General features: G+C 62.0%; 11 protein-coding genes and 1 pseudogene. 3 read left to right on the plus strand and 9 right to left on the minus strand.

The genetic code is table 11. The features are described 5' to 3' along the window. Positions 1-86 precede the first annotated feature (86 nt). From F7R06_RS15995 to F7R06_RS16010, 4 genes are all read right to left on the minus strand, one after another. Complete coding sequence (locus tag F7R06_RS15995) at positions 87-1,625, minus strand: MDR family MFS transporter (RefSeq protein WP_090320434.1); 1,539 nt, start codon at positions 1,623-1,625, stop codon at positions 87-89. Beyond that, positions 1,618-2,823 carry an HlyD family secretion protein gene (locus tag F7R06_RS16000; RefSeq protein WP_090320437.1) on the minus strand — a complete coding sequence of 402 codons (1,206 nt, stop codon included), beginning with the start codon at positions 2,821-2,823 and terminating at the stop codon, positions 1,618-1,620. Before F7R06_RS16000 ends, F7R06_RS15995 begins: the two co-directional genes overlap by 8 nt. After that, positions 2,816-3,283, minus strand: a complete 468-nt coding sequence (locus tag F7R06_RS16005; RefSeq protein WP_090320440.1) for a MarR family winged helix-turn-helix transcriptional regulator — start codon at positions 3,281-3,283, stop codon at positions 2,816-2,818. The genes F7R06_RS16000 and F7R06_RS16005 overlap by 8 nt, the downstream gene beginning before the upstream one ends. A gap of 133 nt (positions 3,284-3,416) precedes the next feature. Further along, a complete protein-coding gene (locus tag F7R06_RS16010; protein WP_090320443.1) occupies positions 3,417-4,262 on the minus strand; it encodes a LysR substrate-binding domain-containing protein in 846 nt (281 codons plus the stop codon). A 135-nt stretch (positions 4,263-4,397) separates the two neighbouring features. On the opposite strand from F7R06_RS16010, the gene F7R06_RS16015 reads away from it, so the two are divergent. The 3 genes and pseudogenes from F7R06_RS16015 (at position 4,398) to F7R06_RS16025 (ending at position 7,468) form a co-directional block, all read left to right on the plus strand. Beyond that, a complete protein-coding gene (locus tag F7R06_RS16015) occupies positions 4,398-5,450 on the plus strand; it encodes an agmatine deiminase family protein (RefSeq protein WP_090320446.1) in 1,053 nt (350 codons plus the stop codon). Between the two features lie 4 nt (positions 5,451-5,454). Next, positions 5,455-6,363, plus strand: a pseudogene (aguB, locus tag F7R06_RS16020) (N-carbamoylputrescine amidase). 1 nt (position 6,364) lies between these two features. Beyond that, a complete protein-coding gene (locus tag F7R06_RS16025) occupies positions 6,365-7,468 on the plus strand; it encodes an extracellular solute-binding protein (RefSeq protein WP_090320449.1) in 1,104 nt (367 codons plus the stop codon). 84 nt (positions 7,469-7,552) lie between these two features. Here F7R06_RS16025 and F7R06_RS16030 read toward each other — a convergent pair whose 3' ends face one another. The 5 genes from F7R06_RS16030 to moaA all read right to left on the minus strand — a co-directional run bounded on the left by F7R06_RS16030 (position 7,553) and on the right by moaA (position 14,213). After that, the gene (locus F7R06_RS16030) at positions 7,553-8,848 is read right to left on the minus strand and encodes an NAD(P)/FAD-dependent oxidoreductase (RefSeq protein ID WP_090320452.1); all 1,296 of its coding nucleotides are present in this window, start codon (positions 8,846-8,848) and stop codon (positions 7,553-7,555) included. A 161-nt stretch (positions 8,849-9,009) separates the two neighbouring features. Next, positions 9,010-10,374, minus strand: coding sequence for a glutamine synthetase family protein (locus tag F7R06_RS16035; protein WP_090320455.1), 1,365 nt, complete (start codon positions 10,372-10,374; stop codon positions 9,010-9,012). 399 nt (positions 10,375-10,773) lie between these two features. Then, complete coding sequence (gene chrA, locus F7R06_RS16040; protein ID WP_090320458.1) at positions 10,774-12,132, minus strand: chromate efflux transporter; 1,359 nt, start codon at positions 12,130-12,132, stop codon at positions 10,774-10,776. 176 nt (positions 12,133-12,308) lie between these two features. Then, positions 12,309-13,208 carry a bestrophin family protein gene (locus tag F7R06_RS16045; RefSeq protein WP_090320460.1) on the minus strand — a complete coding sequence of 300 codons (900 nt, stop codon included), beginning with the start codon at positions 13,206-13,208 and terminating at the stop codon, positions 12,309-12,311. A gap of 6 nt (positions 13,209-13,214) precedes the next feature. Then, positions 13,215-14,213, minus strand: a complete 999-nt coding sequence (moaA, locus tag F7R06_RS16050; protein ID WP_090320463.1) for a GTP 3',8-cyclase MoaA — start codon at positions 14,211-14,213, stop codon at positions 13,215-13,217. Positions 14,214-14,337: the final 124 nt, after the last annotated feature.

Raw genomic sequence — 14,337 nt, forward strand, 5'->3', positions numbered from 1 at the left:
TGGTCATTTATTGAGCTTAAGGGCGCGTTCGCCGTGATGCCGGTAGCGCTCGACAGGGTTTCGAGGGCCGCCGTCGGCCCCCGCCACTACTCCATCGCCGCGACCGGGTCGGCACTCGGCGGGTTCTTCGCCGGCTTGATGATCAACAGCAGCGGCATGACCGCCAGCGACAACAGCATCAACAGCTTGAAGTCATCCAGGTAGGCCACCCAGCTGGCTTGCACCGTGATCATGGCGTCCAGCGTGGCGCGACCGGAGGCGACCATCGGGTCCAGGTAGCTCTTGATCGCCCAGGCATCGAAAGCCCGGTTGAACGGGGTGACGTAGGCGCCGATTTCGGCATGGTTGACCTGGATGTTCTGCGCCAGCAGTACGGTGACGATGGAAATCCCGACGCTGGAGCCGACATTTCGCGACAGGCTATACAGCCCGGTCCCTTCGGCCCGCAGGTTGACGGGCAGTGTCGCGAAGGCAACGGTGGTCAGCGGCACAAAGAGCATGCCCAGGCTGGTGCCTTGAATGAAGCCGACCACGATGATGGTTTGTATCGACACATTGGGCGTCCAGCCGGTCATCAGCCACATGGACAGTGCCGACAAGCCCAGACCGGTCAACAGCAACAGACGCGTATCGACTTTGCCCAGCAAGCGACCGGCGAGGAACATGGTCAGCATCGTGCCCAGGCCGCGAGGGCCCATCACCATGCCGGCGGTCAGCACCGGGTAGCCCATCAGGTTTTGCAGGTAAGGGGTCATCAACGCCAGCGAAGCCAGGTAGGTGATGCCGACGATAAAGATGAAGATCACGCTGATCGAAAAATTGCGGTCCTTGAACAGCTTCGGGCTGATGAAGGGATTGTCGGCCGTGAAGGTGTGGACCAGGAACACGTAGCTCGCGGCGGCGGCCACCACGGCTTCGATCAGGATTTCAATGGAAGAGAACCAGCCCATCTGTTCACCTCGATCGAGGAACAGTTGCAAGGCCATGATCGCCACGCTCAGCGACCCGAAGCCGAGCCAGTCCAGGCGCGTTTCAGTGTCGGTGGGTGTTTCGCTCACGTAGTAGACGATGCCGGCCAGCGCCAGCAACCCAATGGGCAAGTTGATGAAGAACACCCATCGCCAGCTGAAGTTATCCGTCAGCCAGCCGCCCAGCATCGGGCCCAGCACGGGGCCGACCATGACCGACACGCCAAACAGGGCCATGGCTGAACCGCGTTCCTTGAGGCTGTAGATGTCCAGCAGAATGCCCTGGGACAGCGGCACCAGCGCGGCGCCCGCAAGGCCCTGGAGCAAGCGGAACAGGATGATTTCTTCCAGTGATTGCGCCAGGCCGCAAAGAATCGAGGAGACGACGAAGCCGATGATCGCCCACAGCAGCACGCGTTTGCGCCCGAAGCGCCGGGCCAGAAAGGCAGAAGGCGGGGTCATGATCGCGGCAGCGACGATGTAGGAGGTCAGTACCCAGTTGATCTGGTCCGAACTGGCCGAGATGCTGCCTTGCATGTAGGGCAGGGCGACGTTGGCGATGGTCGTGTCCAGCGCTTGCATGATCACCGCCAGCACCACGCAGGCGGTGATCATCCCGCGATGGGCTACCGGTTGCGTCGCGGCCGACTCATTCATGGCCCGGGGCCTGACTGGCAAGCGACCCCGAGAACATTTCCGGCAGCCCGCGCGCCTTGCCGGTATTGATCCGGGCCTCCACGCTCATGCCGGTGCGCAGGGAGGGTTTTTGTCCGGCATCGTCGATGCTGATGCGCACGGGAATCCGTTGCACGACTTTGACCCAGTTGCCCGTGGTGTTCTGCGCCGGCAGCAGCGAAAAGCTGGAGCCCGAGGCGGGGCTGATGCTTTCGACGGTGCCGTGCCATTGCACGCCGGGGTAACTGTCGACGCTGATATCGACGGGCTGGCCGGGTTTCACATGGGTCAGTTCGGTTTCCTTGGGTGATGCGGCGACCCACAGATGGTCGGCCGACACCAGGCTGATGCCCGATTGCGGCGGTTGCAGGTAGGCGCCGACTTGCAGCGAGTCAACGTTGGTCACGATGCCGTCGAATGGCGCCCTGACCACCGAGTTGGTCAGGTTGCGCTGGGCTTCGTCGACGGCGGCCTGGGCCTGCATGTAGGTGGGTTGCTGTTCGACCGGGGTATCGATGCGCCCACCCAATTGCGCCAGTACCATCTGCGCCGTGGCCTTGGCGACAGTGATTTTCTGTCGGGTGCTGTCCAGGGCGTGCTTGGCGTCGTCGTAGTTGGTCTTGGACACCGCGGAAACCTTGAGCAGGGTCTCCTGGCGCTGGAAGCTGGCCTGGTAGTACGGAAGGTCGATTTGAGCCTGGTCGATTTCGGCCAGCGCCTGGTTGTAGCTGGCCTTGAGATTGAGGACCTGATTGCGCACGTTGCCCAGTTGCGCCCTGGCGCTGGCCAAGGCAATTTCAAAGGGCTCGGGCTTGAGGGTGAACAACACCTGGCCCTGGACGACCCGCTGGTTGTCCTTGACGTCCACCGAGGCCACCAGGCCCGAGACATCGGTGGAGACGCCCACATGATCGGCCTGGATATAGGCGTTGTCGGTCGAGATGATCTGCCCGCCGGTGACATACAGGTAGCCACCCAACAGCAGCATGAGGGGCAGCAATGCGAACAGCGCGGTTCGCGTACGCTGGCGTTTCGGGCGATCAGGGGAAACGTCGTTCTGCCGGCCCTGAGCCTGGCCGAGGTCCGGTTTGGGCGCCTCGATTGACGAGGGGCTTTCCATTCGTGGGGCGGTGGGCCGCAGCGGTGACTCCGGCGGCGACTTCAGGCGTTGATCAGTCATGAGGGCGCACCTCCTCCTCGTCGATGGGGCGGCTGCAGGCCTCGATCAGGTTTGCCCTGACCCGCTTCATCATCTGCAGCAGCAGTTGGCTCTCTTCCTCCGAGAACCCGGCCGTGGCTTCCTCGCGTGTCTGCTGCCCCATGCTGCGCATCAGTTCCAGCAGCGGATGGGCTTGTTCGGTCAGAAACAGCAGGGACAGGCGGCGATCGGTCGGGTGGCGGCGCCGCTCGATCAACCCGCGCTCGGCCATTTTGTCCAGCAGGCGCACCAGGGTGATCGACTCCAGCTCCAGCAAGTCCGCAAGGCCTTTTTGATGAATCCCCTCGTTGATCGACAACATGGCCAGCACCTGCCATTGCGAGCGCGTGAGCCCGACGTGCCGCGCACGTTGTTCAAAACGCTTGCGCATTAAACGGGCGCTGTCGTGCAGGGCGAAACCAAGGGTCAGGATGTCGGTCATGGTGAAATCTTCAGGGAGGAGTTAGCTCATCATAGTTGAGCTTGTAATTAGGCTGCTATCTAAATTTTCGAGAAAATGCGCCGTGTGTGCGGAACGTTGCCGACGCCCCGCAGCGATCAGTCTGGCTCGGGGCTTACAGGTTGTTCGCCAGCCACTCGCAAAAGCTGCGGGCATTGTTCTCACTGTCGCGATGGGTCAGCAGGGCCCAGTTCGGACCGCGGATGGTTTGCTCGACCAGCGGTTGCAACAAGCCATTGGCCCGGGCCTGCTGGCTGAGCAATTCGCTGACCAGGGCAATGCCCAGGCCCGCGCATGCGGCATCGAGCAGCAGTCCGGGATCGGAGAAGTTCAGCCCCTGGTCTTGCTGACCGACATCAATCCCCGACTCCACCGCCCAATGACTCCAATCCATTTCCCGCTCGCCGTGCAAGGTGGTGCGCTGGTCACCGGGCAGCGCCAACAGGTTCGGGTGGCAGGCCGGGTAGAGGCGGTCGGCGTGCAGCACTTTGAAGCTGCACTCGGCCTGGGAACTGATGTCATCGCGCACGGCAATGTCGATGGTCTGGCTGGCCATATCCGGAACTTCATCGGTGCTGAAAATCCACAGGTCAACGTCCGGATGCTGGCGGCGAAAATCCCCCAGGCGCGGCAGCAGCCAGTGGCGGGCGAACGCCGGGGTGGTGTTGAGCACCAGTTGATTGGGTTTCTGGTATTGCCCCAGGCGTCGAATGCCAACGGCCAATTGTTGCAGCAGTGCCTGGGTGGTGCTGAGCAGATCGTGGCCGGCGTCGGTCAGGCTGACGCTGCGCCCGCTGCGAAAGAACAGAGGTTGTTCAAGGTAGGCCTCCAGGCTGCGTATCTGCTGGCTGATGGCTGACTGGGTGAGGTGCAACTCCTCTGCGGCCTTGTGAAAGCTGCCCAGTCGGGCAGCCGCTTCAAAGCCGCGAAGGGTGCTGAGGGGTGGCCAGTGCTTGAGCATATCGATAAGTTTTCCTAATCAGTTGTCGGCAAAATCCATCGTTTGTTAGCCCGTTTTTGCAGCCGTAGCATGGAAGACAGGACCGCCAGGACGGTTTTTGTTGAACACAATGGCTTAACTAAAGGGCTTTTTATCATGCAGCACAATGAACTTCGAAGCACCGGTTGGATGATGCCGGCAGAGTGGGCCAGGCACGCCGCGACGTGGATGGTGTGGCCGCACAACAAGGCACTCTGGGAGTCGGGTTGGGGCGTCACCCTGGCCCAGGTACAGGAAGACTTCGCTGGCGTGGCCAACGCCATTGCCCGTTTCGAACCGGTGAAGATGGTGGTCGATCCGTCGGCGCTGACCCGTGCCAAAGCCCTGTGCGGGCCCAACATCGAATTGATCGAGCTGGCGGTAAACGACAGTTGGTGCCGCGACTCCGGCCCGAGCTTTGTCTGTCACCCGCAGTTGGGTCTGGCCGGGGTGAGCTGGCGCTTCAACGCCTGGGGCGGCAAGTCGGCCCATGATCTGGATGAAAGCCTGGCGCGACGCGCACTCAATCATCTGGGCGTGGAGTGCTTCGGCACACCTTTGAGCAACGAAGGCGGCGCCATTCACGTGGACGGCGAGGGCACGCTGATCACCACCGAATCAGTGCTGCTCAACCGCAATCGCAATCCGGGCATGGGCAAGGCTGAAATGGAGGAAATCTTCGCCCGGCTGCTGGGCGTGAAGAAGACGATCTGGCTGCCGGGTGACCCGGACCATGTGACCGGCGACATGACTGACGGCCATGTCGATGGAGTGTGCGCATTCGCGCGCCCCGGTGTGTTGCTGGTGGATGCCACCCATGACAAGCAATCGGTGTACGCCGAAGTGGTCCGCGAAAACCGGCGTGCGCTGGAACTGGCGACTGATGCCCAGGGCCGTCGGTTCGAACTGATCGAACTGTATGAAGCCACTGATGCCGTGGACAGCGAGGCAGAAGTGTTCTGTGCCTCCTACACCAATTTCTACATCGCCAACGACGCGATCATCATGCCGGCTTACGGCATCGATGCCGATAACGTGGCTGCTGAAGTCCTGGCCAAGGCCTTTCCGGGGCGCGAAGTGGTACCGGTGCGGATCAATCATCTGGCCCATGGCGGTGGGGGTGTGCATTGCATTACCCAGCAACAGCCTGCCTGGCCGGTGGAGGGTTGATCTCATGACTGTGTTGACCATTGCCACGACCCAGATGCCTTGCACCTGGGACTTGCAAAAAAACCTCGATCAGGCAGAGCAACTGGTGCGCGACGCTGCGGCACAGGGTGCCCGGCTCATCTTGCTGCAGGAGCTGTTTGCCACCCCGTACTTTTGCATCGAGCAAAGCCACCGACACCTCGCGCTGGCCGAAGAGTTTCGTGACAGTCATGTACTCCAGCGCTTTGCCGCGCTGGCCAGGGAGTTGGGCGTGGTGCTGCCCCTGAGCTGGTTTGAAAGGGCCGGTAACGCCTGTTTCAATTCGCTGAGTGTGGCCGATGCCGATGGGCGCTTGCTCAGCGTGTACCGCAAGACCCATATCCCCAATGCCATCGGTTATCAGGAGAAGGAATATTTCAGCCCCGGCGATACCGGCTTTCGTGTCTGGGACACAGCATACGGACGCATCGGCGTGGGCATCTGCTGAGATCAATGGTTCCCCGAGACCGCGCGCTGCCTGGCGTTGATGGGCGCCGAGGTGTTGCTGTTTCCCACGGCCATCGGTTCGGAGCCCGGCTGCACGTCCCTGGACTCACGGGACCACTGGCAAATGACCATGCGTGGCCATGCAGCCGCCAACATCCTTCCGGTGGTGGCGGCTAACCGCGTCGGCCGTGAAGCCGCGACCACCGACCCTGACTTGCAGATGAGTTTCTACGGCTCGTCCTTTATCTGTAACCACAAGGGCAAATTGCTCGCCGAGGCCGACCGCGACAGCACCGCCGTGCTGGTGCACAGCCTGGACCTGGCCGCCATGCGCGAAGAGCGCTTGAGTTGGGGCATCTACCGTGACCGTCGCCCGGACATGTACGGGGCACTGTTGAGTCAGGACGGTCGTCACATCAACGCACGCTGGAACACTCAAGGGGTATGACATGCGCTTATCCAACACGCTGTTGAGCGGTGCCCTCGGCCTGGCACTGAGCGGTGCCTTGCCCTCGCTGCACGCCGAGGAGAAAACCCTGCGGCTGTACAACTGGGCCGATTATTTTGCCGAGGACACCCTGAGTCGATTCACCGCTGAAACCGGGATCAAGGTGATCTACGACGTCATGGATGGCAGCGAGACGCTGGAAGCCAAGATGCTCGCCGGTGGCAGCGGGTACGACCTGATCTTTCCCGGTGACACCGTGGCCGAGCGCCTGATGCGCGCCGGCAGCCTGCTGCCGCTGGATCGCTCAAAGCTCACCGCCCTGGCCGATATCGAACCCGGTTTGCAGAAGCTGCATGGGCATTACGAGCATTCGAGCCAGGCCACGGTCCCTTATACCTGGGGCACCATCGGCCTGACCTACAATGACGAGCAGATAAGGCAGCGCTTGCCCAATGCTCCGGTCAACAGCCTGGACATGCTGTTCAAGCCGGAACTGGCGAGTAAATTCGCCGATTGCGGAATCTCGATGATTGATTCCCCGGACGAAGTGCTGGCCGTGGTGCTCAACTATCTCGGTCGGGAACCGCGCAGTGCCAGGCCGGAGGACCTGGCCGCGGCGAGTGACCTGCTGCTCAAGTTGCGGCCATACATTCGCAAGTTCCAGTCGCAGCCGGTGACGGATCTGGTCAACGGCAACCTGTGCCTGTCACTCGGTTACAGCGGTGACATGACCCAGGCGCAACGGACCTCGGACGCCGCGGGCAAGAAAACCTCGTTCCAGTACCGCATTCCCCGCGAAGGCACCACGGTGTGGATGGACACAATGGCGATTCCTGTCGACGCCAGGCACCCGGAGTACGCCTATGCGTTCATCAACTTCGTCATGCGTCCCCAGAACATGGCAGCCATCAGTAATTTCACCGGCTACCCCACCTCGAATGCCAAGGCGCGTCCGGGCGTTGATGCAAGCATGCGCAACAACCCGGACATTTACCTCGACGAGGCCACCTACGAGCGGCTGATTCCGGGCAAGGACATTCCCCAGGCGGACATGCGGGCGCGCATGCGAACCTGGACCAAGTTCAAGACCGCCACGGCAAATTAACTTCCTCGTCATTCTAGAGGCACACAAAACCCTGTGGGGGCACGCTTGCTCCCACAGGTGATTCGGGCTTATCCCGTGGATGCCTCAGCGCAGGCGTTCAAGCATTTGGTAGTACCACATGCCGGCGGCGAGCATCGGATTGCCGAGCAGGTCGCCCATGGGGACGCGGATGTGCTGGCAGGCGGCGAAGGTGTCGAAGTGCTCCAGTTGTCCGGTGATCGCGCGGCCCATGATTTCGCCCATGATGTGGGTGGTGGCGATGCCATGTCCGGAGTAGCCCTGGCAGTACCAGACGTTGTCCGAAAGCTTGCCCAGCTGCGGGATGCGGTTGATCACGATGCCCATCGCGCAGCTCCACTGATAATCGATGGTCACGCCCTTGAGCGCCGGGAACGTTTGCTCGATGCAAGGGCGCAACTCGGCGGCGATGTCCCGTGAATCCTTGCCGCTGTAATTGGCGCCGCCACCGAACAGCAGGCGACCGTCGGCCGTCAGGCGGTAGTAGTCGAGGACGAAGCGGCAGTCGTAGACGGCCAGGTCTTCGGGGTTGATCTGTTTGGCCAGGTCGCCCAGCGGCGCGGTGGTGACGATGCCGCCCATGGCCGGGAAGATCTTGCCCTTGAGCTTGCCGGGTTCCAGTTTGTGGTAGACGTCGCCGGCCAGCAGCACCTGGTTGGCGTCGATGCGACCGTGGGCGGTGCGCACGCCAGGGCTCTTGTGCGGGCCATCGCCGTGAATGATCTCCAGCACTTCGCTGTTTTCGAAGATCAGCGCGCCCAGGCTCTCGGCCGCGCGGGCTTCGCCGATGCACAGGTTCAGCGGGTGCAGGTGCATGTTGCGGGTGTTCTTGATTGCTCCGTGGTAGAGGTCGCTTTGCAGCAGGTCGCGCACCTGGCTGCGGTCGAGCAGGCTGACCTCGTCGCCCATGCCACGGCGCACGGCTTCGTCGTAATCCTTGCGCAAACCCTCCATGTGACCTGGCTTGTAAGCCGCGTGCAGATGACCGTGCTTGAGGTCGCAGGCGATGCCGTATTTTTCCACCCGCTGCCGGATGATCTGGTGCCCGCGCCAGCGCAGGTGCCAGATGAAATCGTCGACCTCTTCGCCGAGGGTGCGGCGCATCTGCTTGCGCATGGCTTCGTCGCCCGAAAGGCTGCCGGTGACCTGGCCGCCGTTTCGCCCCGTGGCGCCCCAGCCGATCTTGTGGCTTTCGACGATCGCGACTTTGAGGCCTTTTTCAGCCAGTTCGACCGCCGTGGCGACGCCGGTGAAGCCGCCGCCGATGATCACCACGTCAACCCGGTGTTGGCCTTGCAGGGTCGGGTAATCGGTGTCCTGGTTGAGGGTGGCGGTGTAGTAGGAATTGCAGCGTTCAGTCATGTTCATGTCCCGGAAAAAAGAGCTGGAGAAGTTGGCGCAAACCCCTGTGGGAGCGGGCTTGCCCGCGATGAGGTCGCATCAGTCGATGTAAATGCCGAATGACACAGCGCAATCGCGGGCAAGCCACGCTCCCACAGGGTTGAGTGGACCGATTAGTCAGCTCACGCCTCAGTCAGATACCAGCGCCAGTCCTGCTCACCCACTTCGCCCATGAACTGCCGATACTCGGCACGCTTGACCGCCAGATAAACCCCAAGAAATTCCTGACCCAGTGCATCCCGCGCCCAGGCCGAGTTCTCCAGTGCCGTCAGGGATGTCAGCCAGTCAGTGGGCAGCAATTGCGTGGCTTGCGCATAACCGTTGCCTTGCACCGGCTCGCCCGGATCGAGGTTTTCGCGGATGCCGCGATGGATGCCGGCCAGAATTGCCGCCGCCGCCAGATACGGGTTGGCGTCGGCGCCGCAGATGCGGTGTTCGATGTGCCGGCTGTTGGCCGGGCCACCCGGCACGCGCAGGCTCACCGTGCGGTTATCGACGCCCCAGGTTGGAGCCAGGGGCGCATAGCTGTTGGCCTGGAAACGCCGGTAGGAGTTGGCGTTGGGGCAAAACAACAACAACGAATCGAGCAGCGAGGCGAGCATGCCGCCGATGGCGGTACGCAGCAGAGGGGTGCCGGCCGGGTGCTCGGAGGCGAACAGGTTGCGACCTTCGGCATCGGCAATGCTGACGTGCATGTGCATGCCGGTACCGGCCAGGTCGTCGAACGGTTTGGCCATGAACGTCGCCTGCATGCCGTGCTTGTGGGCGACCGCTTTCACCAGCCGTTTGTAACGCACGGCCTGGTCCATCGCCAGCAAGGCATCGCCGTGTTCCAGGGTGATTTCCACCTGGCCCGGGGCGTATTCGGAAATGGCCGTGCGTGCCGGAATGTCGTGCAGTTTGCAGGCGGCATAGAGGTCGGCGAGGAACGGTTCGATCTGTTCCAGCTCGCGCAGTCCATAGACCTGAGTGTGCCGTGGACGACCGCCGTCAGCGTCCAGCGCCGGTTGCGGGCGACCGTTGTGATCGCGTTTGCTGTCCAGCAGATAGAACTCCAGCTCGCAGGCCATCACCGGGTGGTAACCCTCGGCTTTGAGGCCATCGATGACCTTGATCAACAGGTGACGCGGGTCGGCGATGCTCGCGGGCATGCCTTCTTGCGGGTGCATGCTGACCTGCACCGCCGCCGTCGGAATCTGCCGCCACGGCAAACGCACCAGGCTGCCTTCGAGCGGGTAGGCGCGGCAGTCGATGTCGCCGACGTCCCACACCAGCCCGGAGTTCTCGACGTCTTCGCCCTGCAAGGTCAGGCCGAGGATGGTGCTGGGCAGCGGACGACCGCTTTCGTACACCGCCAGCAGTTCTTCGCGGTGCAACAGTTTGCCCCGTGGCACGCCGTTGGCATCGAGAATGAACAGCTCGATCATGTCGATATCGGGGTTGTTCGCCAGAAAGCGTTGGGCATCTTCAAGGGCTGCGAATTTCATTGTTCGTCACTCACGTTGGCGTCCCGCGGACGCACGGATTCGGGCCGCGGCACGACCACGGACAAAGATCCGATGCGTGCTGGCAGCGATAGCAAAAAGTCTGGGGGCTCGATGCGTCGAAGACGCAATCAGGCGAGCAGGCAGCTATCCGGCGGGCGTGCGGAGTGACGCAGTTTTGAGCGGCGCAGGGCCATGGGGAGATTGACGATGCGTTTCATCAGGCAATGCCGTCCGCGACCAGCAGCGAGGTGGTCAGGATCGAGACATCCAGCAAGGGGTGCTCTGACGGCGAAGTGCGCATGACTCATGTTTCCAGGAGGAAAACGTCGGTGGCCGGTAAACAGCCATCCGGGGATGGCTGGATACTAGGGGTGAAAGTGGCACATGTAAATCTTTGATTCAGTGCAGCAGGTGCACGCCCAGTCCGATCAGGCCACAACCGAGCAACACTTCGATGACTCCGCGCTTGAACCGAAGCAGGGCAATGGCGGCCGCGATGGCGATCAGCAATGAAGGCCAGTCCAGCTGTCCGGCGAAGCCCTTGGGCCACAGCACGTGATAACCAAAAAAGCACGCCAGGTTAAGAATCACGCCGACCACCGCGGCAGTGATCGCCGTCAGTGGCGCGGTGAATTTCAGTTCGTTATGGGTGGACTCCACCAGTGGCCCGCCGGCGAGGATGAACAGGAACGAAGGCAGGAAAGTGAACCAGGTCACCAGCGTGGCCGCGAGGGCGCCGGCGACAAAAGCCTGATCGGGGCCGAACACAGGATGGACATAGGCGCCGATAAAACCGACGAAGGCCACGATCATGATCAGCGGCCCCGGCGTGGTTTCGCCCAGCGCCAGGCCGTCGATCATCTGCGTCGGCGTCAGCCAGCCATAGTGGCCGACCGCGCCCTGATACACATAGGGCAGCACCGCGTAGGCGCCGCCGAAGGTCAGCAGGGCCGCTTTGGTAAAGAACCAGCTCATTTGCGTCAGCGTGCCTTCCCAGCCGAACAGGGCGGTGAGGGTCGCCATCGGCAATGTCCACAACGCCGCGCCGATCAGCGCCAGGCGCAGCAGTTTCCAGCGACTGAAACGGGCATGGTCGGGGGGCGGCGTGTCGTCGTCGATCAGTGCCGGGCCGAAGGATTTTTTCGCGGTGCCGTGGCCGCCCGTGGTGAATTTATCCGGGGCCAGGCGTCCGCCGAAGTAACCGATGATGGCCGCGCCCAGCACGATCAGCGGAAACGGCACGTTGCCGAGGAAGATCGCGGCGAATGACGCTGCGGCGATCGCCCACATCCAGCCGTTCTTCAGCGCACGGGAGCCGATCCGGTGCGCGGCTTGCAGCACAATCGCGGTCACCGCCGGCTTGATCCCGTAAAACAGCCCGGCCACCACCGGCACTTCACCGAAGGCGATGTACACCCAGGACAGGGCGATCAGGATGAACAGCGATGGCAGCACAAACAGCACACCGGCGATCACGCCACCCCAGGTACGGTGCATCAGCCAGCCGAGGTAGGTCGCCAGTTGCTGGGCCTCGGGGCCGGGCAGCAACATGCAGTAGTTGAGGGCATGCAGGAAGCGCCGCTCGGAGATCCAGCGGCGGCGTTCGACCAGTTCCTGGTGCATGATCGAAATCTGTCCGGCCGGCCCGCCGAAGCTGATGAAGCCGAGCTTGAGCCAGAATCGGAACGCTTCACCGAGGCTGATTGGCGCCGGCTTTGTCAGTTCGGCGGGGCTGTTTGGGGAGGGCGTGAGGCTCAAGCGAATGTTCCTTGTGCGGGGGCGCTTTGAGCCGCTGACTGTAGCCATCAAGCGGGGGTTTGAACAGTCGGTTTTACCCGACCGCTGTGGGAGCTGGCTGCGAGCGAGGGCGGCGGCACATCCGGCTTGGATGTCGACTGACAGGCCGCCATCGCTAGCCGCCCCCCTGTGTTTTTTCAGTTCAGGACAAAGTCCACCGGTTCCAGTTGTGGCGGCAGTTCCGTCACGCCCAGTGCGTCCAGGACGTCGCGCTCGATGTTGCGCACGATGGCGTCGGTGGGGAGGTCGTTTTCGTCGCGGCCGAACGGGTCTTCCAGTTCATCGGCAATCGCATCCAGCCCGAAAAAGGTGTAGCTGACGATCGCGGTGAAAACCGGTGTCAGCCAGCCCAGGGGTTCGGCCATGGCGAACGGCAGCAGGATGCAGAAGAGATAGATGGTCCGGTGCAGCAGCAAGGTGTAGGGGAACGGCAGCGGGGTGTTTTTGATCCGTTCACAGATCGCCTGGGCGCGGGTCAGGTTGGTCAGGTGACCGGCAATGATTGTGTAGCGCCATTCATTGATGGCGCCCGACTCGCTGAGTGCCGAGCACTGTTGGCCAACCTGCATCAGTACTTGCCCGCTGATGTCCTGGGTGCCGCCCTTGGGAATCGGCTGCAACCAGTCACCGCTGGCGGCCAGTTCGTTCTCCTTGCGCAATCGGGCGTTTAACGCATGGGCGAAGCCGCAGAGGTTACTGAGAATCGCGTGTCGCTCACGGGCGTCCTTTATGATCCGGGTTTCGCGAATCATCGACCGGACTTCCACGATGATGTCGCCCCACGCCTTGCGCGCTTCATACCAGCGGTCATAACAGGCATTGTTGCGAAAGCTCATGAAGATCGACAGCGACAAACCCAGCAGGGTGAAGGGCGTCGCACTGACCTTGGAAAAGTAGCTGGGGTGCAGCGTTTCGATGAACACGATGGCCGAGGCCAGCAACGTCACCATCAGGCTGCGCAGGGCAATGCGCTTGGCGATCGAACCTTTGAGTGAAGTCAGGACACCGATCAGGTTGGGTTTGGGTCTGACGATCATGGTCTTTCAGCCGCCTGTCATGTTCATGAAGCGCACAACCTGGACATCGTCGTTCACTTCGAAATGGTGCCGATAAGGTTTGAGTTTCATCGCCTCGATGATGGCGTGTTCCAGACGTTCGGGCTGGCCGGGGTGGCTGCGCAATACAGCCTTGAGGTCGACGGCGTGTTCGTTGCCCAGGCACAGCAGCAGGCGCCCCTCCACGGTCAGTCGCACCCGGTTGCAGGTGCCGCAAAAATTGTGGCTGTGGGGCGAAATGAACCCCAGGCGAATGTGCGGCGCTTCGGCCAGGCGCCAGTAGCGCGAAGGGCCCTGGGTCGACTCGGCGGATTCAATCAAAGTGTAGCGTTCGGCGATTTTTTCACGTACCTGGGCGCTGGAGAAAAACGCCTCGGCGCGGCTGTGTTCGTGGATGGTGCCCAAGGGCATTTCTTCGATGAAGGAAATGTCCAGGTTGCGGTCGATGGCAAAGCTCACCAGGTCATTGATTTCGTGATCGTTGCGGCCCTTCATCACCACGCAGTTGAGCTTGGTGTTGCGAAATCCGGCCTTGTTGGCGGCGTCGATGCCCTTGATGACCTGCGCCAGTTCACCGGTGCGGGTCAGTTCGCGAAAGCGTTGCGGGTCGAGGCAGTCGAGGCTGATGTTGAGGCGCTTGACCCCGGCTTCGAACAACGGGTCAGCCAGTCTGGCCAACTGCGAACCGTTGGTGGTCATGCACAGTTCGCGCAGGCCGGGCAGGGCGGCGATCTGCTGGCACAGTTGCACTACGCCCGGGCGGATCAGCGGCTCGCCGCCGGTCAGGCGGATCTTGCGGGTGCCCAGTGCGACGAAGCTTTGGGCCACCTGATAGATCTCTTCCAGGGTCAGCACTCGCTGCCGGGGCAGGAACTGCATGTCCTCGGCCATGCAGTACACGCAACGGAAATCGCAGCGATCGGTGACCGACATGCGCAGGTAATCCACGCGCCGGGAGAACCCATCGACCAAGACTCGCTCTGACATGAATTCCTCATACGCATTGAATGAGTATCCGCAAAACCCGTAGGAACAAGCTCGCTCCTACCCTTACGAATGACGTGATGTGCGGATTGTTGAGAGGAGGCTAAGGGCAACTAGGGAGAACGTC

This window comes from Pseudomonas moorei, assembly GCF_008801475.1.
Taxonomy (GTDB): domain Bacteria; phylum Pseudomonadota; class Gammaproteobacteria; order Pseudomonadales; family Pseudomonadaceae; genus Aquipseudomonas; species Aquipseudomonas moorei.